The organism is Meridianimarinicoccus zhengii (assembly GCF_003254465.1).
Classification (GTDB): Bacteria; Pseudomonadota; Alphaproteobacteria; order Rhodobacterales; family Rhodobacteraceae; genus Meridianimarinicoccus; species Meridianimarinicoccus zhengii.
This window is the reverse complement of sequence record NZ_QDFI01000010.1, coordinates 32,225-50,928: the sequence shown is the minus strand read 5'-3', so window position 1 is coordinate 50,928 and position 18,704 is coordinate 32,225. Positions and strand designations below refer to the sequence as shown.

17 protein-coding genes and 1 pseudogene are annotated in these 18,704 nt (G+C 67.5%); 10 read left to right on the top strand and 8 right to left on the bottom strand.

The window, feature by feature from the left end; genetic code table 11:
- Positions 1-19: 19 nt before the first annotated feature.
- The 5 genes and pseudogenes from DDE13_RS05145 (at position 20) to DDE13_RS05130 (ending at position 5,151) form a co-directional block, all read left to right on the top strand.
- Entirely contained in the window at positions 20-622 is a 603-nt protein-coding gene (locus tag DDE13_RS05145; RefSeq protein ID WP_111402117.1) for a TRAP transporter small permease subunit, read from the top strand.
- Positions 619-1,932, top strand: coding sequence for a TRAP transporter large permease (locus DDE13_RS05140; RefSeq protein ID WP_111402115.1), 1,314 nt, complete (start codon positions 619-621; stop codon positions 1,930-1,932). Before DDE13_RS05145 ends, DDE13_RS05140 begins: the two co-directional genes overlap by 4 nt.
- Positions 1,932-3,245: pseudogene (locus tag DDE13_RS23375) on the top strand (amidohydrolase family protein); the annotation flags it as partial. The gene DDE13_RS05140 and the pseudogene DDE13_RS23375, both read left to right, overlap by 1 nt.
- 291 nt (positions 3,246-3,536) lie before the next feature.
- On the top strand, positions 3,537-3,875 hold the full coding sequence (locus DDE13_RS23370; protein ID WP_235868593.1) for a RidA family protein: 339 nt from the start codon (positions 3,537-3,539) through the stop codon (positions 3,873-3,875).
- Positions 3,876-3,894: 19 nt separating this feature from the next.
- Positions 3,895-5,151 (top strand): D-amino acid dehydrogenase, encoded by a 1,257-nt coding sequence (locus DDE13_RS05130; protein WP_111402111.1) that lies wholly within the window; start codon positions 3,895-3,897, stop codon positions 5,149-5,151.
- Positions 5,152-5,186: 35 nt separating this feature from the next.
- Here the strand turns inward: DDE13_RS05130 and DDE13_RS05125 are convergent, their stop codons facing one another.
- The 8 genes from DDE13_RS05125 to DDE13_RS05090 form a co-directional block, all read right to left on the bottom strand.
- Complete coding sequence (locus tag DDE13_RS05125) at positions 5,187-5,726, bottom strand: GNAT family N-acetyltransferase (RefSeq protein WP_111402109.1); 540 nt, start codon at positions 5,724-5,726, stop codon at positions 5,187-5,189.
- Positions 5,727-5,828: 102 nt separating this feature from the next.
- Entirely contained in the window at positions 5,829-8,915 is a 3,087-nt protein-coding gene (locus DDE13_RS05120) for a proton-conducting transporter transmembrane domain-containing protein (RefSeq protein WP_222626033.1), read from the bottom strand.
- Complete coding sequence (locus tag DDE13_RS05115; RefSeq protein ID WP_111402107.1) at positions 8,912-9,283, bottom strand: sodium:proton antiporter; 372 nt, start codon at positions 9,281-9,283, stop codon at positions 8,912-8,914. The genes DDE13_RS05120 and DDE13_RS05115 overlap by 4 nt, the downstream gene beginning before the upstream one ends.
- Positions 9,284-9,299: 16 nt before the next feature.
- A complete protein-coding gene (gene mbhE / locus DDE13_RS05110) occupies positions 9,300-9,986 on the bottom strand; it encodes a hydrogen gas-evolving membrane-bound hydrogenase subunit E (RefSeq protein WP_111402105.1) in 687 nt (228 codons plus the stop codon).
- On the bottom strand, positions 9,986-10,297 hold the full coding sequence (gene mnhG / locus DDE13_RS05105) for a monovalent cation/H(+) antiporter subunit G (RefSeq protein WP_111402103.1): 312 nt from the start codon (positions 10,295-10,297) through the stop codon (positions 9,986-9,988). The genes mbhE and mnhG overlap by 1 nt, the downstream gene beginning before the upstream one ends.
- Complete coding sequence (locus tag DDE13_RS05100; RefSeq protein ID WP_111402101.1) at positions 10,294-10,542, bottom strand: Na(+)/H(+) antiporter subunit B; 249 nt, start codon at positions 10,540-10,542, stop codon at positions 10,294-10,296. The genes mnhG and DDE13_RS05100 overlap by 4 nt, the downstream gene beginning before the upstream one ends.
- Positions 10,543-10,803 carry a monovalent cation/H+ antiporter complex subunit F gene (locus DDE13_RS05095; RefSeq protein WP_111402099.1) on the bottom strand — a complete coding sequence of 87 codons (261 nt, stop codon included), beginning with the start codon at positions 10,801-10,803 and terminating at the stop codon, positions 10,543-10,545. It abuts the gene before it with no gap.
- A complete protein-coding gene (locus DDE13_RS05090) occupies positions 10,796-11,311 on the bottom strand; it encodes a Na+/H+ antiporter subunit E (protein WP_111402097.1) in 516 nt (171 codons plus the stop codon). The genes DDE13_RS05095 and DDE13_RS05090 overlap by 8 nt, the downstream gene beginning before the upstream one ends.
- Before the next feature lie 231 nt (positions 11,312-11,542).
- On the opposite strand from DDE13_RS05090, the gene DDE13_RS22775 reads away from it, so the two are divergent.
- The 5 genes from DDE13_RS22775 to DDE13_RS05070 all read left to right on the top strand — a co-directional run bounded on the left by DDE13_RS22775 (position 11,543) and on the right by DDE13_RS05070 (position 18,551).
- Positions 11,543-11,740 (top strand): hypothetical protein, encoded by a 198-nt coding sequence (locus tag DDE13_RS22775; RefSeq protein ID WP_162630863.1) that lies wholly within the window; start codon positions 11,543-11,545, stop codon positions 11,738-11,740.
- The gene (locus tag DDE13_RS05085; RefSeq protein WP_111402095.1) at positions 11,737-12,789 is read left to right on the top strand and encodes a patatin-like phospholipase family protein; all 1,053 of its coding nucleotides are present in this window, start codon (positions 11,737-11,739) and stop codon (positions 12,787-12,789) included. Before DDE13_RS22775 ends, DDE13_RS05085 begins: the two co-directional genes overlap by 4 nt.
- A 4-nt stretch (positions 12,790-12,793) precedes the next feature.
- Entirely contained in the window at positions 12,794-14,251 is a 1,458-nt protein-coding gene (locus DDE13_RS05080; protein ID WP_111402093.1) for a GntP family permease, read from the top strand.
- A 186-nt stretch (positions 14,252-14,437) separates the two neighbouring features.
- Entirely contained in the window at positions 14,438-15,514 is a 1,077-nt protein-coding gene (locus DDE13_RS05075) for an efflux RND transporter periplasmic adaptor subunit (RefSeq protein ID WP_394340284.1), read from the top strand.
- A gap of 1 nt (position 15,515) precedes the next feature.
- Positions 15,516-18,551 carry an efflux RND transporter permease subunit gene (locus tag DDE13_RS05070; RefSeq protein ID WP_111402089.1) on the top strand — a complete coding sequence of 1,012 codons (3,036 nt, stop codon included), beginning with the start codon at positions 15,516-15,518 and terminating at the stop codon, positions 18,549-18,551.
- Positions 18,552-18,704: the final 153 nt, after the last annotated feature.

Below are 18,704 nucleotides of genomic sequence, written 5' to 3'. Positions count from 1 at the left end.
CGGCCCAAGGAGAACGCGGATGAACGAGAACCCGGTTGAACGCCTTCTCGGGCCGGTGGTGCGGTTCTTCGCGTTGCTCGGGGGCTACGCGATCCTCGGCGTAGCGGTGTTCGTCAGTCTCGAGGTCGTGTTGCGCCGGACGGTCGGGGTCTCGTTGCAGGGCGCGGACGAATACGGGGGCTATGCACTGGCGGCCGCCGCGTCGTTCGGATTCGCCTATACGCTGCTGCTGCGCGGGCACACCCGGATCGAGCTTGTTCTGGAACGCCTGCCGCGGCGGGCGGCGGGCATCCTCGATGTTGTGGCGATGCTTGCCATCGCGGGCATGGCGGTGTTCCTTGCGTGGCGCGGCTGGACGGTGGTGCAGGAAAGCATCGAATTCCAGACCCTGTCGGGCACACCCAGTCAGACGCCCCTGTGGATGCCGCAGGCGGTCTGGGTCGCGGGGCTGGTGATGTTCGCGATCTATGCGCTGGTCTCGGCGCTGCATGCGCTGTGGCTTGCAGTGACGGCCAACCCGGCCTTGCAGGACTGGTACGGCGCCAAGTCGCTGGAAGACGAAATCCTCGAGGAAAAGCGCAGCGTGGCGGAACGCGCCGCCCGTCGGGGAACGGCGCCATGATCGGGGTTGCAGGCGCGTTCGGCGGCTTCCTGACCATGCTGACGCTGATGTTCGCGGGGTTGCCCGTGGCGGTCTCGCTGTTCGTGATCGGCGTGCTGGGGGCGAGCCTTTACCTCGGGATGCCGACGCTGATGGTGTTCGGCGGGCAGGCCTGGGGGTCGCTCAACGATTTCGTGCTGACGGCGATCCCGCTTTTCATCCTGCTCGGCGAATTGCTGGTGCGGTCGGGCGTCACCGACGGGATGTACCGGTCCCTGTCGGACTGGTTGCGGCGGCTGCCGGGGGGCTTGCTGCATTCCAACGTGGCATCCTGCACGCTGTTCGCCGCGGTCAGCGGATCGTCGGTCGCCACCGCCGCGACCATGGGCACGGTCGCCGTGCCGATCATGAAGGAACGCGGCTATGACGACCGGATCACGTTGGGGTCCATCGCCGCGGGCGCGACCATCGGCATCCTGATCCCGCCATCGATCAACATGATCATCTACGGATCGATGTCGAACACCTCCATCGGGCAGTTGTTCGTCGCGGGGATCGTGCCGGGGCTGATGCTCGCGGGCATGTTCATGGCCTATATCTTCGTCGCGGCGGTGCTGAAGCCGTCCATCGCCGGCGAACCGATCCCGTCCTCGCCCCTGTCGGTCAAGCTGCGCAACCTGCTCGACATTCTGCCGCCCATGATGATCTTCGTGCTCGTCATGGGGTCGATCTACGCGGGCTGGGCCACGCCGTCGGAATCCGCGGCGTTGGGCGTGATGGGCGCGCTTGCGGTGACCATCGCCAAGCGGCGCTTTTCCATCCCGATGCTGCACGCGGCGCTTCTGTCCACGGTGAAGCTGACGGCGATGATCCTGCTCATCATCATCGCGGCCAAGTATCTCAATTTCATCATCGGCATTCTCGGCATCCCGCAGGTGCTGGCGCGCACGATCACGGAATACGGGGTCAACCAGTTGCAGCTGATGCTGATCCTCGTGGTGTTCTACCTTATCCTAGGGTGTTTCCTTGAAACGCTGTCCATGATGATCGCCACGATCCCCATCGTGGTGCCGGTCGTGGTCAGTTTCGGGATCGATCCGGTATGGTTTGGCGTGTTCCTTGTCGTGATGATGGAGGTCGCGCTGATCACGCCGCCGCTGGGGATGAACCTCTATATCGTACAAGGGGTTCGCAGTTCGGGTTCGATCCTCGACGTGATGATCGGGGCGCTGCCCTTCGTGGCGATCATGCTGGCGATGGTGGCGCTGTTGATCCTGTTCCCAGGCATCGCGCTGTGGTTGCCGGAGCGGATGTTCGGCGCGCCGGCCTGATGCAGGGTCCGCTGCTGCTGCGCGCCGCATGGGTCGTGCCGCAAGCGGGGGTGCCGCCCCTGCGAGACGCTGCGGTGCTGATCACGAATGGACGGATAGCGGCGGTAGGCCCGAACCTGCCTGCGCCCGAAGGGGCCGATGTCATCGACCTCGGGGCTGCGGTGCTGATGCCGGGGCTGGTGAACGCGCATCAGCACGGGCGCGGGATCAGCCAGCTTGCAATGGGCTATCCCGACCGTCCGCTCGAGCCGTGGATCGCTGCGCGCCTCCAGCATGGGCCGCCCGATATCCATGCGGTCACGCGGCTGGCCGCCGAGGCGATGCTGGCCAACGGTGTCACGGCCACGCTGCACGCGAATTACAGCTACGGGTCGGGGGACTACGCCGCCGAGTTGCGCGCACAGATCGCCGCCTATCGCGCGGCGGGGTTGCGGGCGACCGTCTGCGTGGGGGTGCAGGATCGCGGCGTGCCGGTCTATCCGGATGCCGATGCGGCGGCCTTCATCGCCGGATTGCCCGATGACGCGCGTGCGCTGGTGACAGGGCCTGCACCCGCGCCCTACATGGCGGACTGGGATGCCAGCGTCGCGCTGATGGATGCGTTGCACGCGGAGACCGCGGACGATCCCGCCCAGACGCTCGCCTGGGGTCCGGCGGGGCCGCAATGGGTCAGCGATACGCTCTGGGCGCAGGTCGCGGCGGATGCGGCGCGACGCGGCGTCGGCGTGCACTTCCATCTGCTGGAATCCCCGGCACAGGCCGCGGCGGCGCGGCGGCTCTATCCGGAAGGCACGCTTGCCCGCCTGCGCACCTGCGGGGTGTTCGCCGCGCGCACGAGTTGCGCCCACGGGGTGCACATGACGCCTGCCGACATGGACATCGCCTTGGCCGAGGGGCTCGCCGTGGTGCTCAATCCCGGGTCCAACATGCGGCTCTTCAACGGTCCGCCGCCGGTCGCAGACCTGCGCAGGGCAGGGGTCCGGCTTGCCGTCGGCACCGACAATTGCGCGCTGGCCGATGACGAGGACCTCCTGCGCGAAATGCGGCTGGCGGCGCTGCTCGGGCGCGCGGATGGCGCGATCCCGGCGGGGGACGAGGCGGCGTCACTGCTGCACATGGCCACCGCGGGCGGTGCGGCGGCGGCCTTTTTGCCCGAAGATCACGGGGTGATCGCGCCGGGGGCGCCCGCTGACCTTGCCGCTTTCGCCACCGACCGGATCGGCATCGACACGCAGACCGATCCCGCGCGGCTGGTCGAACGGCTGCTCGCGCAGGGATCGGGGCGCGATTGTGTCCTGACCGTGGTGGCGGGTGCGATCCGCTACGCCGCCCGGCCAGAGGACCGCGCGCGCCTCGCGCACTGGCAGGCGCTGGCGTCGGCATCGGTCGCCGCCCGGGCGGCACGTGCGCCCGCCGCTGCCGTGGCGGAGCTGCAGACCGCCCTTTCAACCCATTACGCAGTTCACGCGGGCAGGCACCCTGTCGCGGCCCTGCGTGACGCGGGGGGATATTTTCACATGCCTTCGCTGCCGAAACCGGTATCACTGGGCGAACGGGCCGCGATGGATGACACGTCGCGCGCAACCGCGGAACAGGAGCACGACATGATCGAACGGATCGACACTGGCCAGCGCATGAGCAAGATCGTCAAGCATGGCGGGGTCGCGTATCTTTGCGGGCAGGTGGGCGAAGGCGCCACCGTGGCCGAGCAGACCCGCGATTGCCTGTCGCGTGTCGACGCGTTGTTGACGAAGGCCGGATCGTCGCGCGACCGCATGTTGCAGGCGGTGATCTGGCTCGCGGACATGGCCGATTTCGCCGAGATGAACGCGGTCTGGGATGCCTGGGTGCCCGAGGGCCACGCCCCCGCCCGCGCCTGCGGCGAGGCGAAGCTGGCCCGGCCCGAACTGCGTGTCGAGATCATCGTGACCGCCGCCTGTTGACCCGGATCGGAGAAACCCCATGAAAGTCATCGTGCTCGGCGCCGGTGTGATCGGCGTCACGACGGCCTATTACCTTGCGAAACAGGGGGCCGAGGTCACGGTCATCGACCGCCAGCGCGAACCGGGCATGGAGACGAGCTATGCCAATGCGGGCGAGCTGAGCTATGGCATGACCTCGCCCTGGGCCGCACCCGGCGTGCCGAAAAAGGCGATCAAGTGGCTGTTCATGCGCCACCGCCCGCTGTTCATCTGGCCGCTCATCAGCCCGACCATGTGGGCCTGGGGGCTGAAGATGCTCATGAATTGCAACGACAAGGCCTACCGGATCAACAAGGGCCGGATGGTGCGCGTGTCGAACTACAGCCGCGACGCGCTGCCCGAGTTGATGGCCGAGGTGCCGTTCGATTTCGACCTGCGCGAAAAGGGCACGCTGCAACTGTTCCGCACCCAGAAGCAGCTCGACGGGTCGGCGGCGGATCAGGAGGTGCTGGCCGAATTCGACTCGCCCTATCGGGTGCTCGACCGTGCGGGTTGCATCGACGCCGAGCCCGGGCTTGCCCACGTGGCGGAAAAATTCGTGGGCGGTCTGCAACTGACCGCGGATCGTACAGGCGATTGCCGGACCTTCACGCGCGCACTTGCCAAGGTGGCCGAAGGGATGGGCGTCACGTTCCGATACAGCGAAACCATCGAGGGGCTGGTCACCGAAGGCGACCGCATCGCTTCGGTGCGGACCGAACAGGGCACCTGGGCGGCCGATGCCTTTGTCTGCTGCATGGGCCCTTACGCGCCCGTGCTGCTGCGGCAGGTGGGAATTCGCGTGCCGATCTACCCGATCAAGGGCTATTCGATAACCCTTCCGGTGACCGATCCCGATGGGGCGCCCGTCTCCACGATCATGGACGAGACCCACAAGGTCGGGATCACCCGGCTGGGCGATCGCATCCGCGTGGCTGGGCAGGCCGAGATCATCGGCTACAACAAGAAGCTTGGGGCGCACGCGACCGATACCGTGCGCCACGTGGTGCAGGACCTGTTCCCGCGGGGCGGCGACGTCAGCAAGGCCGAGGGCTGGACCGGCCTGCGCCCGATGACCCCGGACGGCACGCCGATCCTCGGGCCGACGCGCCATGCGAACCTGTTCCTGAACACGGGGCACGGCACGCTGGGCTGGACCATGGCCTGCGGGTCGTCCCGGGCCGTTGCAGACATCGTGATGGGCCGGACGCCCGAGATCGACATGGATGGTCTGACGGCGGCGCGGTATACCGGTTAGCGGGCCCGCACGTTCACCAGTGCTCCGGGGCTGTTCTACCAGAAGGCCGGGTCGTCCAGCGCGGCGACGCAGGTGCAGGGGCCTTTAAGCGGTGGCAGGGCCTTTCCGGTCAGGGATTGACCGACCCAGCCTTCGGGCTGGCTGAGTGGGTGCGGCGGGGGCACCGTCGAGACGGAGACCGGCATGAAACCGACCTTGCCGTAAAAGGCCGGGTCGCCGTAGGTCATCGCCACATCCACACGCTCCGCACGCAATGCCGCCAGCGCGTGCCGCAACAGTGTCTGCCCGATGCCCTGACCCTGCCGATCAGTCGCCACGGCCATGGGCGACAGCAGGACCACGGCACGCGGGTCATCGGGACAGGCAAGCCGGGTGAACACGGCCCCGCCGACCGGCGTGGCGCCATCCCATGCCGTGAATACCCTGATATCGTCAGGCGGCGTTTCCGCCAACTGCCGCGCCACGAGGCCGCCGATCATCGCGCCTTCGGCCGCGCCCTCGGACGCGGCGAAGGTCGCCGTGAAAAGATCAACGACGAGCCGTTCCGTTCCGTCGATGACGTTCGAGAATTTCATGTCATCTCCCACAGGTTTTCGGGCCGCTTACGCTATGGTCCCGCGTTCGATTGCACTGGTTGGCCCGCCCCCCGAAATCAGGTCAAGCCATCGGGTCGCATTTCAGGATGGCGCGATCTGTCCAGCCGCAAATACGGCAAGAATATACCCCAGCACCAGCATCAGGTAGACCTGCCCGTCGCCGGAATAGACGCGCCGCGCCCCGTCGGCGGCATCATGGGCCGCCCGCCACATCCCGGCCCATCCGCGCATGGCCAGTGGCGGCATCGCCCATGCGGGCAGCGGACGCGCCGTCACGAGCACCGCTCGCAGCCCGGTCGCCGTGCGCCCCGTCAGCCCGACCGCAAGCCAGAGGACGGCCAGCACCATGGATGCCCCCAGGGCGGCAAGCATCGTGGGCATGGGCCACCACGCGGCATAGATCGCCTCTAGCGACCGGCCTTCCCAGACAAGGGTCGTGGCGAAGTCCGGGTCGATGGCGGCGGAAACCGGCCCCATCAGCGTCTTGGGAAGAAAGGTCATGACCCCGATCCCGATGACCAGCAGCAGCTGCGGGACAAGCAACAGCGCGGGCGCTTCGCCCAGCCGCGCGGGCGAGGAGTCCGGCGGGCCCATCACCATCGCCGCAAAGAGACGGAGCATGTACCACAGCCCGAGGAACGTCGCGATTGCCCCGGCGATGGCAAGCCCTGTCCAGCCCTTGTCCACCAAAGCGGACAGAAGCAGCCACTTGCCGCCGAAGCCCATGAGCGGCGGCAGACCGGCCATCGCCAGCAATGCAATCGTCACGGTCGCGCAGGTCAGCGGCATTGCCCCTGCCAGCCCGCCCCATCCGTCAAGCCGCCGCGTCCCGGTGCGCAGCACGACACCGGCGACCGCAAGGAACAGGATGCCCTTCACCAGCATGTGGTTGGCGACGACGTAAAGCGCCGTGACCCAACCGAGATGCCCCATCAGCGCGATTGCCAGAACGATGTAGCCAAGCTGGCTCATGCTGGAATACGCGAGAAGCCGTTTCGCGTCGGTCTGCGCCAGCGCCATGAGCGCGCCGCCAAGGGTGGTTGCCATGCCGATCCACGCCAGCGCGTGGGAGACATCGACGCCTCCGGCGCGGATCACCGCGTAGCCGCCTGCCAGCAGCCCGAACATTGCGCCCTTGGTGACCACGGCAGACAATTGCGCCGACACCTCGCCCGGCGCTTCGGCATGCGCCTCGGGGAGCCAGACATGCGGCCCGAGCGCCGCGCCCTTCACCAGCAACCCGGCGGCCATCAGTACGAGGCCGGGCAGCGCCGCGGGATGTGCAATGTCGAGCCCCGCAAGCACTTGCGTTCCCGACAGGGCCGCGAGTTGCGCGAACCCGGCCAGCAACAGGAAAGCCGCAACCAGCGAGAACATCAGGAACATCAGTGCCGGATTCAGGGCCTGCGGGCGCTGCGTGATCAGGAAGAACGCGGCCAGCGCGACGAATTCCCACGCGAGGTAGAATTCGAGCCCCGTTTCCACCCGCAGCACGGCCTGCAACGCCAGAAGCAGCACCGCAAGCATGGGGTACTGCAACCTGCCGGGGGCGTCCTGCGCCAGCCCTGACAGGGCGATCACAAGACCGCCCGCCAGCAGCAGCGGCGCGAAAAGGCCGGGGATGCCGTCCGGCATCGGCAGCCACCACCCGGTCGCCGCGATGGTCGCAAGGGTCACCGCGCCAAGCACACGGCCGCGCACGACCTGCCCGAGAGTTGCAAGCGCGGCCCCGACCGCGAGTGGCGCAAGCGTGACGGGGGTCGCGGTCCCCGTCAGTATGGCACAGGCAAGCCCCGATATCATGAGCAGGGCCGCAAGCGCCACGAGCGGGACCATCACATGTGCCGGGGTCGGGGGGAACGCGTGATCGTCGTTCGGGGCAAGGGCCCGGAGAAACCAGCGGAAGAGATACGCGGCCTCCAGCAGCGAACCCGCCAGAACCACCGCGATCAGCCCGGTCCGCCCATCCATCGCCAGGTGCATCACCAGATCCCACTTGGCCCAGAACCCCGGAAATGGCGGCAGGCCGCAAATGGCGATCACGAACAGGGCCAGCAGCACCGCAAGCCCGGGTCGGCGTCCCAGCCCGCGGGCGATACCCACGCCCCCCGGACCCAGCGCCCCGGCCAGCACGAACAGCCCCGCCTTGGAAAGAAGGTGATTGACGAACAGCCCGAAGACGACGAAGGGCAGCGCGTCCTCAGCCCCCATACCGGTCAGCACGGCCAGCGCCAGCACCAGAAGCGCCATCTGTCCGATGGACGAATAGCCAAGCAGCCGCCCGGGACTGTCCTGGCGCAGCCCGATCAGGTTGGACAGCAGGAAGGTCAGGGCCGCCGACGCCGTGATGAAGCCCAGATAGTCCGGGAAGAGCGGCAGCAGCTTTGCGAAGGCGAAGATCATCCCGGCCGAGGCGCAGACCGACAGGAATGCGGCCAGCGCGGGCGGCGCGGTTTCGTAGACGTCAAGTGCCCAGCCATTGGCCGGGAAGGGCTTCAGCTCCAGCAGCAGGCAGCCGAGCATCAACGCGACTCCGACCGCGGCGATGGGCGCGCCCAAGGCGTCGCGCCCGGCGAGCAGAAGGTCGATGTTGAGATGCCCGGTCGCCTGGTAAATCAACCCCGTCCCCAGCAGGAAGACCATGGACGCGATGACCGTGGCCATGACGTATTTCATCGCCGCCTGCACCGCTGCGCGCGATGTGCCCAGCCCGAGCAATCCGTAGGTACCGATGGACACGATTTCGAGGAATACGAACAGGTTGAACGCGTCGCGGGTCAGGATCATCCCGTTGATGCCCATGGTCAGGATCAGGAACAGCAGGAGCGCCACGTGGTTGCCACGCAGCCGGTCCCAAAGTGCCATCGCCAGCAGGCACGCCACGACATTGACGCTGGCAGCGACGGCGCCTTCCGCCAGCCCGAAGCGCAGGTTGATCGCCAGCGGGGGGGTGGCCCCCGCGGTCAGGATTTCCAGCGGCACGCCGTCGCGCAGCACGACGAGCAGCGGCACGAGGCTCGAAAGCGTCAGTCCCAGCAGAAACAGCGCGAAACCGCCATGGAGCCACGGTTTGCCCAGTCGATGGAGGATCGGGATCAGGAACCCGCCACCGATCCCGAACAGGAAGATGCCCATCGGCTGGAACAACCCGCTCAGCAGCGCCATCATCCCCGCGAATCCCGCAAGGCGCGTATGTCTAGCGTCCCGTGCGTGCGATAGAGCCGGATCGCATAGGCCAGCATGACCGCCGTCACTGCCAAGCCGATCACGATGGCCGTGACGGTCAGGGCAGAGGGCACCGGATCGACCACGCGGGCGGTCGCATCCCCGGCCGACAGGTCCGCATCGATGATCGGTGCGGTGCCGCCGGTGACATAGCCGGTTGCCACCAGCACGATGGCGACGCCGCTGTCCATCAGCCCGAAGCCGATGATCATGCGCAGGACGTTGCGGTGCAGCAGTACCCCGGCAAGCCCGATCAGGATCAGCCCGAACCCGGTCGCCATCAGCACTGTGGACACGGGGAAGACCGTCATGCGCGTCCCGCCCTGCTCAGCTTCGGAATTTCTGAAGAATCACAGAGAGTTCCGCGCCGACCTTGATGCCCAGAAGCGCCGAGGTCAGCGGGATCGCGCCCGCGCTGACGAAATCGCCAAGCGTGCCCGCGGGCAGGATGCGCGGGTCGAGAAACCCGCCCGCATGGATCATCCCGAGAATGCCGATGGCGACGAACAGCACGCCCACGGCGGATTCCAGCAGGCCGAGGGCGGCGACATTTATGGCGGCGTCCGGATTGGCGATCATCAGCAGCATCACGCCGGATGCCAGGATCGCCCCGCCCTGAAACCCCCCGCCCGCCGACAGGTGCCCATTGGCAATGACATAAGCGCCGAAGGTCAGTATCATCGGGAACAGGACCTGTTTGCCGCTTTCCACGATCTCGCCGGGATGAAGCCGCGGTTCGGTCGGCCCGCCGCCATGGTCGCCGATGGGCTGCAACAGCAGGCCAAGACTTGCCGCGACCATGTAGAGCACCGCCACCTCGCCCAGCGTGTCGAAGCTGCGATAGGCCATCAGGATGCCGGTGATGACATTCGGCGTGGTGAGTTCCTCGACGCTGGCGCGGACATAGGCAGCCGCAAGCGGGCGCAGCGCCGCCGGTTCGGCATGGGACGCGACGACCAGTCCAAAGACACCCGCCAGTCCTGCGAGGATGGCACAGGCGGCCAGGGCGCGCATCAATCCCGCGTCTCCGGCCTGCCGCGTCCGCGCCACATCGGCGTGCCGGTCTTGTGGCCCGACCGCGCCAGTGCGTGGGATGACACGGGGTTTCCGACGAAGACGAAATACACGATCAGCAACAGCTTGAAGGTCCAGCCGGGGTGATGGATTGCCAGCCCGACCATGATCAGCGTCGCGCCCAGCGTCGTGGCCTTGGTGCCCGCCTGGATGCGGGTGAAGGCGTCCGGCATCCGCAGAAGCCCCAGTCCCGCCGAGAACAGGAACACCGACCCGAGCAGGATGAACAGGCTTCCGGCAAGTTCGGTCATCCGCCGTCCTTCCCATAGCCGGTCTTGCGCAGGGCGTAGAGAAAGATGAACGTCGCCAGCCCCGATCCGATGGCCGCTTCGGCCATGGCCACGTCCGGTGCGGCCAGTAGCAGGAAGGACAACGCGGCGAACAGGCTGGCAAGCCCGCCGCTGACGATGGCCGCCAGTAGGTTTTCCAGCACCATCGCCAGCACGCCGCTGACGAGGATGCAGGCACAGACGAGCAGGATCATCGCTTCGAGCATTCACAATCCCCGATGCATGAAGCGCGCGACCGCAAGCACCGACAGGAAGCTCAGCAGCCCATAGACCAGCGCCACGTCCAGATAGACGAACCGGTCCGCGACATGGGCATAAACCGCGATCAGCGAGATCGTGGTGATCGTCAGCACGTCCATCGCCACCACGCGGTCAAGCAGCGTGCGCCCGATCGCCAGCCGGATCACGGCGAACACGATGCTGAAGAAGACCAGCACCATGGCGATCCTGAGGAAGAGATCAGCCAAAGGTCCTCGCAAGGGCAGGCTGGAACGCGCCGGACACGGCGGCGGTGTTGATGTCGACATCCGTGGTCGTGCGGTCGAGCAGATGGACAGACAGCGATTCGTCCTTCAGCTCCAGCACGAGCGAACCTGGTGTCAGCGACACGGTGTTCGCCAGCACGAAGCGCGCCATGGGCGCGGTCAGTTCCACGCGGGTCGGCACGATGCCGGGCCGGATGTCGATGCGCGGGGCATAGACGACGCGCATCACGCCAAGATTGGCCCGGACCATCTCGCGCAGGAAGATCGCGGTGTAACGCAGGAAACCGAGGATGGCACGCGGTCCCAGGCGAAGGTCGGTCCACGGGGTCGCCGTGCGGCACAGGGGCAGGGCGATGGCGCCCGTCACCGCCAGTCCGGCGACCATGACAACCGGTGCAAGGCTCCCGTTCACCGCGGCCCAGATGACAAGGAGCACGGCCCAAAGCCCGATTGCACCGCGCCAATACGTGCCACGTCCGTCCGGGTGCATTGGCCGTTCCCCTTGATCCGTTGTGTCGACCCCTTGTTGGCAAATGCCGCGGGCCGGGGCAACGTGGCGAATGGACCGCAATGCCGCAGCGGTCCCGCCGCACCCCGGTTGACCTGCGCTGCGCCGATTTGTCCTTACGTTGCGTTTGCTTTCCCTGCGGCCGCTCCCTAAGAGAAACGTGTCGCTGCGGCGCGGCATTGCCGCGCGCCGCCGCATGGTGCAGGTCCTGTGATGAAAATGCGCGAGCAAGCTGTCGTGACGGGATTGCCGCCATACGGGCCGTTCGCATCATGTGCGCATGCCCCCGGCGCGATCCGGGCGCGCGTCGGCATTCGCCGCATCCTGCCTGACAATTCCCACATCTTCCGTGAAGGCCCGCATCCCGACTCCGGTGCGCGGCGCCACGCCCACAAGGATATTCAGCCATGACTGACGTTTCTCCTGAACTCGCGAAACGCCGCGATGGCCCGCCGCTGCTGATCGATCTCGCCCTGCAGGGCGGCGGCGCGCATGGCGCGTTCACCTGGGGCGTGCTCGACCGTCTGCTTGAAGAGGAGTGGATGACGATCGAAGGCATCTCCGGCACCTCGGCCGGAGCAATGAATGCCGCGATCCTTGCGGCGGGCATGGCCAGCGGCGGGCGGCAGACCGCGCGCGAGATGCTGCATGCCTTCTGGCGCAAGACATCCGACGCGGCGCGCTTCAGCCCGTTCCGGCGCGGCCCATGGGAAATGCTTACCGGCAGTTGGAGTCTCGACAATTCGCCTGCCTTCGTGGCGATGGACCTTATGGCGCGGCTGGTGTCGCCCTATGACATGGGCGGCATGGCGGGCAATCCGCTGCATGGCATCCTTGAAGACCTGATCGATTTTCCTGCGCTGGCGGAAGGTCCGGTGAAGCTCTTCATCACGGCGACCAACGTGCATACCGGGCATGGGCGCGTGTTCCGCAAGCACGAGATCACCGCCGATGTGCTGCTCGCCTCGGCGTGCCTGCCCTCGCTGTTCCAGGCGGTGGAAATCGACGGCGTGCCCTATTGGGACGGCGGCTACGCGGGCAACCCGATGATGACGCCGCTGGTGCAGGAATGCGACAGCAACGACACGTTCCTCGTGCAGATCAACCCGGTTCTGCGGGCCGAGACCCCGCGCAGCGCGCGCGACATCGCCAGCCGCCTGAACGAGATCTCGTTCAACGGACAGCTTCTGAAGGAATTGCAGATGATGGCCCTGCTGCGGCAGGTCATCGATCCGGGCAACGGCACGGCGCGGCTGTGGCGGGAAATGCGGCTGCACCGGATCACATCCGACCTGATGGTGGACCTGGGGCATTCGTCGAAGCTCAACGCCGAATGGCCGTTCCTTGAAATGCTGTTCGAGGAAGGCCGCCGTGCCGCCATCGATTTCGGGCGGGCGCATCTGCCAGATGTCGGTGTGCGCGAGACCTTCGACATCAACACCTTGCTCGAGGAGATCTGACGCCATGGGGCTTCTGGGTATCCTTGCCGGTCTGACGATTCTGATGGCGCTGGCTTTCCGGGGCTGGACCATCCTTCTGCTGGCGCCGCTGGCGGCCATGGTGGCGGCGGCATTCTCGGCCGAACCGCTGCTGGCGCACTGGACACAGACATTCATGCCCGCCGCGGCCGGGTTCGTGGCGCAGTTCTTTCCGCTGTTCCTGCTTGGTGCGCTGTTCGGCAAGCTGATGGACGATTCCGGGTCGGTCGGGGCCATCGCCGACTACATGACGCTGAAGCTGGGGCCGAGCCGCGCGATCCTTGCCGTGGTGCTGGCCGGCGCGATGGTCACCTATGGCGGCGTGAGCCTGTTCGTGGCGTTCTTCGTGCTGGCGCCGATGGGCGTGGCGCTGTTCCGCGCGGGCGCCGTGCCCCGGCGGCTGCTGCCCGCGGCGGTGGCGCTTGGCACGTCGACATTCACCATGTCGGCCCTGCCCGGCACGCCCGCCATCCAGAACGCCATCCCGACGCCGTTTTTCGGCACCACGCCCTTCGCGGCGCCCGGGCTGGGCATCATCGCGGCGCTGGTGATGTTCGGATTCGGGCTATGGTGGCTGAACTTGCGTGAGAACCGGGCGCGCCGGGCGGGCGAAGGCTTCGCACGGGCGGGCGGTCCGGCGGCGGGGCTGGATGCGACCGATCCCGTGATGCTGCGCGAAGTGGCGACGACGGCGCGGGAATTCGACCCGGCCGAGATCGACAGCGGCGAGAAGGCGGCATCCCGGCCGCCCTTCGCGGTCGCGATCCTGCCGCTGATCACGGTGGTGACGGTGAACCTGGTCGTGTCGCAGGGCGTGCTGCCGCGCCTCGACACCGATTTTCTGGCGCTGCCCGAATGGGGCGGCAGTTCGCTGGCCGCGGTGGGCGGCATCTGGTCGGTGGCCGTGGCGCTGCTGGCGGCGATCCTCGTGCTCGTGGCGCTCAATTTCCGCCGCTTCCCGGCGCTGCGCAACAGCATCGATGCGGGCGCCACGGCGTCCGTGCTGCCGATCCTGAGCGTGGCGAGCCTTGTGGGTTTCGGCGCGGTCGTCGCGGCGATGCCTGCCTTCGCGCTCGTGCAGGACTGGGTGCTGGGCATCCAGGGCGGGCTTCTGGTGTCGCTGGCGCTGGCCACGAACATCCTTGCCGCGCTGACCGGATCGGCCTCGGGCGGCATGACCATCGCGTTGCAGGCGCTGGGGCCGACATATCTGGACCTCGCCAACGGGGCTGGGATCGATCCGTCGCTGCTGCACCGCGTGGCGGTGATATCCTCGGGCACGCTCGACAGCCTGCCCCATAACGGCGCGGTGGTCACGATGCTGGCGGTGTGCGGATGCACGCACCGGGAAAGTTACTTCGACATCGTGATGGTCGCGGTTCTGGGTGCGCTTCTGGCGCTGGCGGTCGTCATCGGGCTGGGCGCGGTCTTCGGGTCGTTCTGAGCCTGTCGCGGCTGCCACTCGGGGAAGAAACCCGACGGGGCGGCGTTTTGCCTTTTGACAGCGCGACGCGCTTGGGCACATTGGACACACCGAACTGCCGTGCCTTTTCGCGGCGGCCTTCTTCAAAAATGCGAGGTTGCTCATGCGGAGTCCCATGTTCCCGGCGGCGCCGGGGTCTTGCGCGGGGTGCGGGCGTTGAAGCGCGCCGCGATGGGCCTTGGGCTTCTCGTGCTTCTTGCGGCCTGCGACGACGAGGGCGAGCCCCAGAGCGAACCCATCCGCCCCGTGCGTGTCGCCATCGCGGAAAGCGCCACCGGCGGGCAGACCGTCACACTGACCGGTGAACTGCAGGCGCAGGATACCGCCGTGCTGGGCTTTCGCACCGGTGGCCGGGTGGTCAGCCGCAGCGTGAATGTCGGTGACACGGTCGCGCCGGGCCAGATCCTCGCACGGCTCGAGGACACGACCCAGCGCAACACCGTGGTGGCCGCGCAGGCCGAACTGACCGCGGCCGAGGGCGACGTGGACCGGACCGAAACCGATTTCGGGCGGCAGACCGAGCTTCTGGAACGGGGCTTCACGACCCAGCAACGCTATGATGTGGCGCTCCAGGCCTTCCGGCAGGCGGAAGCGCGCGCCGACGCCGCGCGCGCCCAGCTTGCCAATGCCGAAGAGGCGCTGTCCTTCACGGTGCTCTATGCCGACGCCACGGGCGTCGTGACCGCCATCGGTGCCGAACCGGGCGAGGTCGTGGCGGCCGGGTCCATGGTCGTGCGGCTGGCGCGGGACAATGGCCGCGATGCAGTGTTCGACGTGCCGGAACGGCTGATCGCCACGGCCACCCCCACATCGGTGATCGATGTGGCGCTGGTCAGCGATCCGTCGGTCGTGACGACCGGGCGGGTGCGCGAAATCGCCCCCGAGGCCGATCCGGTCACGCGCACCTTTCGTGTCCGGGTGGGCCTTTCGGATGTGCCCGCGGCGTTCCGGCTCGGCTCCGCGTTGACGGGCAGCGTGGTTCTTGCGGGTACCGAGGCGACGCCGCTGCCGGCCACGGCGCTGACCACCCTCGACGGGGAACCGGCGGTGTTCGTCGTCGATCCTGCGACCGAAACGGTGGATCTGCGCCGCGTGACAATCGGCAGCTTCGACATCGCGCGGGCGACCGTGACGGACGGCTTGCGCGACGGCGAGATCGTCGTGACGGCTGGGGTTCAGGCGCTGCGGCCGGGACAGCAGGTCCGTATCGGCGAGGACGGCTGACATGTCGGCCAATATCTCGGCCTGGGGGCTTCGGAACAAGGCGCTGACCCTGTTCCTCATGACGCTGGTTCTTGTCGCCGGAACGCTGGCCTTCCTGGGGCTGGGCCGCGACGAAGACCCGCCTTTCACCATCCGCACCATGGTCGTGCAGGCCGCATGGCCCGGCGCCACGGCCGAGGAAACGCTGCTCCAGGTGACCGAGCGGCTGGAGCAGACGCTTCAGGAAACCCCGTTTCTCGACCGGATCGACAGCCAGACCCGGCCCGGCGTGGTGACGCTGTTCGTCCATCTCGACGGGGCCACGCCCGGCGACGCGGTGCTGGAAACCTGGCAGAACGTCCGCAACCGTGTCGGCGACATGGCCCACACGCTGCCGCAAGGCGTGATCGGACCCGGCTTCAACGACGAGTTCGGCGACACGTTCGGCGTGATCTACGGGTTCACGGCGGACGGGTTCTCGCGCCGCGAGTTGCGCGACTACGTCGAAGATATCCGGTCCGAGCTGCTGCGCGTGCCCGATGTCGCCAAGATCGAGGTGCTGGGTGCGCAGGACGAAACCGTCTTCGTGGAGTTCGATCCCGCCGAGCTTGCGTCGCTCGGGTTGCCACCCGGGGCCGTGCGCGACGCGCTGCGCGCGCAGAACCTCGTGCGGCCCGGCGGCACAATGCGCAGTGGCACGGATGCGATTTCCGTCGCCGTGTCGGGTGCCTTCACGGATGAAAACGACCTGCGCGAGATCGTTCTGACCTTGGGCGACCGGCGGGTGCGGCTTGGGGATATCGCCAGCATCCGGCGCGGATATGCCGACCCGCCGCAGCCCATGTTCCGAGTCAACGGGCAGGAGGCACTGGGGCTGGCCGTGTCCATGGCCGAAGGCGGCGACGTGATCGCACTTGGCGACCGGTTGCGAACCCGCGTGGCGGACCTGACGGCGGACCTTCCCATCGGCATCGAGCCGTTTCTTGTGGCCAACCAGTCCGAGATCGTGGACGTGGCCATCGCGGAATTCACGGAATCGCTTTATCAGGCGATCGCGATCGTGCTGGTTATAAGTTTCGTGGCGCTGGGGGTGAGGGCGGGCCTTGTGGTCGCCATCGCCATCCCCCTGACCATGGCGGCGGTCTTCGTGATCATGCATATCGCTGACATCAACCTTCAGCGGATCTCGCTCGGGGCGCTCATCATCGCGCTGGGGCTGTTGGTCGATGACGCGATGACGACGGTGGACAGCATGAGCCGGCGGCTCGCCGCGGGGGACGACGAATTGCAAGCCGGGTCCTACGCCTATGAAAAGCTGGCCTTCGCCATGCTGACCGGCGCGCTGGTGACCATCGCGGGCTTCGTGCCCATCGGCTTCGCCCAAAGTTCGGCCGGGGAATACACGTTCTCGATCTTCGCCGTCGTGGGGATCGCGCTGCTGGCGTCCTGGCTTGTGGCCGTGCTGTTCGTGCCGGTGATCGGAGTGGCGCTGCTGCGCGCGCCCAAGGCGGATGCGGACGGGCGCGAAGGCGTGCTTCTGCGCGGCTACCGCGCCGTACTGAACGCCGCGCTGCGGCTGCGGCTGCCGGTGGTCGCGCTGACCGTGGCCGCCTTGGTCGTGGCGGTGCTGGGCCTGTCGCAGGTGCAGCGTCAGTTCTTCCCGCCGTCGGACCGGGTCGAATTGCTGGTGGACATCACCCTTCCGCAGGGCGCATCGATCCACGGCACACAGGCCGCCGTGGACCGGTTCGAGGATATTCTCGCCGAGCAGGAGGGGCTTGCGCACTGGAGCACCTATATCGGGCGCGGTGCGATCCGGTTCTACCTGCCGCTCGACGCGCAGCTGCCCAACCCGTTCTTCGCACAACTCGTGCTGGTCACCGACAGCATCGAGGATCGCCTGCGGCTTCAGCCCGCGCTTGAACGTATCCTCATCGACCAATTTCCGGAAGCCACGGGCCGTGTCTATGCGCTGGAACTGGGTCCGCCCGTGGGCTGGCCGGTCCAGTATCGCGTGACCGGCCCCGATCTCGACCGGGTGCGCGGCATCGCGCGCGCGGTCGCCGCGGTGATCGCCGATGTGGGCGACACGCGCTCCATCGGCTTCAACTGGATGGAACCGTCACGGGAAATCCGCGTGGTGCTGGACCAGGACGAGGCGCGGCGGCTTGGCCTGAGTGCCGCGGCGGTGTCGGACACGCTGAACCTGTACCTTTCGGGTACGCCCCTGACGCAGATCCGCGACGACATCTACCTCGTGCCAGTGGTGGCGCGGGCGAAAGGCGGGCAGACCCTGTCGCCGGAACGCATGGCCAATCTCCAGATCGCCGTGCCGGGCGGGCGGACCGTGCCGCTGTCGCAGATCGCGCGGCTGGAATATACCCTGACCGACCCACTGGTGCATCGCCGCGACCGTGTGGCCGCGCTGACCGTGCAGGCGGACGTGACACCCGGGCTGGAAGCCGCGACCGTTGTCGAACGCATCGAACCCGCGCTTGCCGATCTGCGGGCAGGCCTGCCTGCGGGCTACGCCATCGACACCGGCGGGCTGGTGGAGGAAAGCGAGATCTCGCAGGCGTCGGTGTTTGCCGTCGTGCCGCTGATGCTGGTGCTTGTGCTGGTGTTGCTGATGTTCCAGCTGCGCAGCTTCAAGCTGCTGGGGATGGTGCTGTTCATGGCGCCGCTCGGCATCATCGGGGTGGTCGCGGCGCTGCTGGCGTCGGGGCAGCCGCTGGGTTTCGTGGCGATCCTCGGCATTCTTGCGCTGGTGGGCATGATCGCCAAGAACGCGGTGATCCTGATCGAACAGATCGAGGACGAGCGCAGGTCGGGCAAGTCGGTCCGCGATGCGGTGGTCGACGCCTCGGCAAGCCGGGTGCGCCCCATCGCGCTGACCGCCTTGTCCACGGTGCTCGGCCTGATCCCTATCGCCTTCACGGTGTTCTGGAGCGCGATGGCCTTCGCCATCATGGGCGGGCTCGCACTGGCGTCGGTGCTGACGCTCATCGTGCTGCCGGTGATCTACGATCTTGTCTACAACAATCGCGGTGCCGCATGACCACGGCGGGGCCCGTACCGACCGGCTGCGCGGCGTTCGGCTGGCCGGGACCGGCGTGCAGGAGCCCCGCCATGTCCCTCGCCTCGCCCGCGCGGCGTCCCGGCGCTGCCCCCGCCGCAGCGGCAAGGAGTCCGGTGGCCGGGTCCGCCCCGC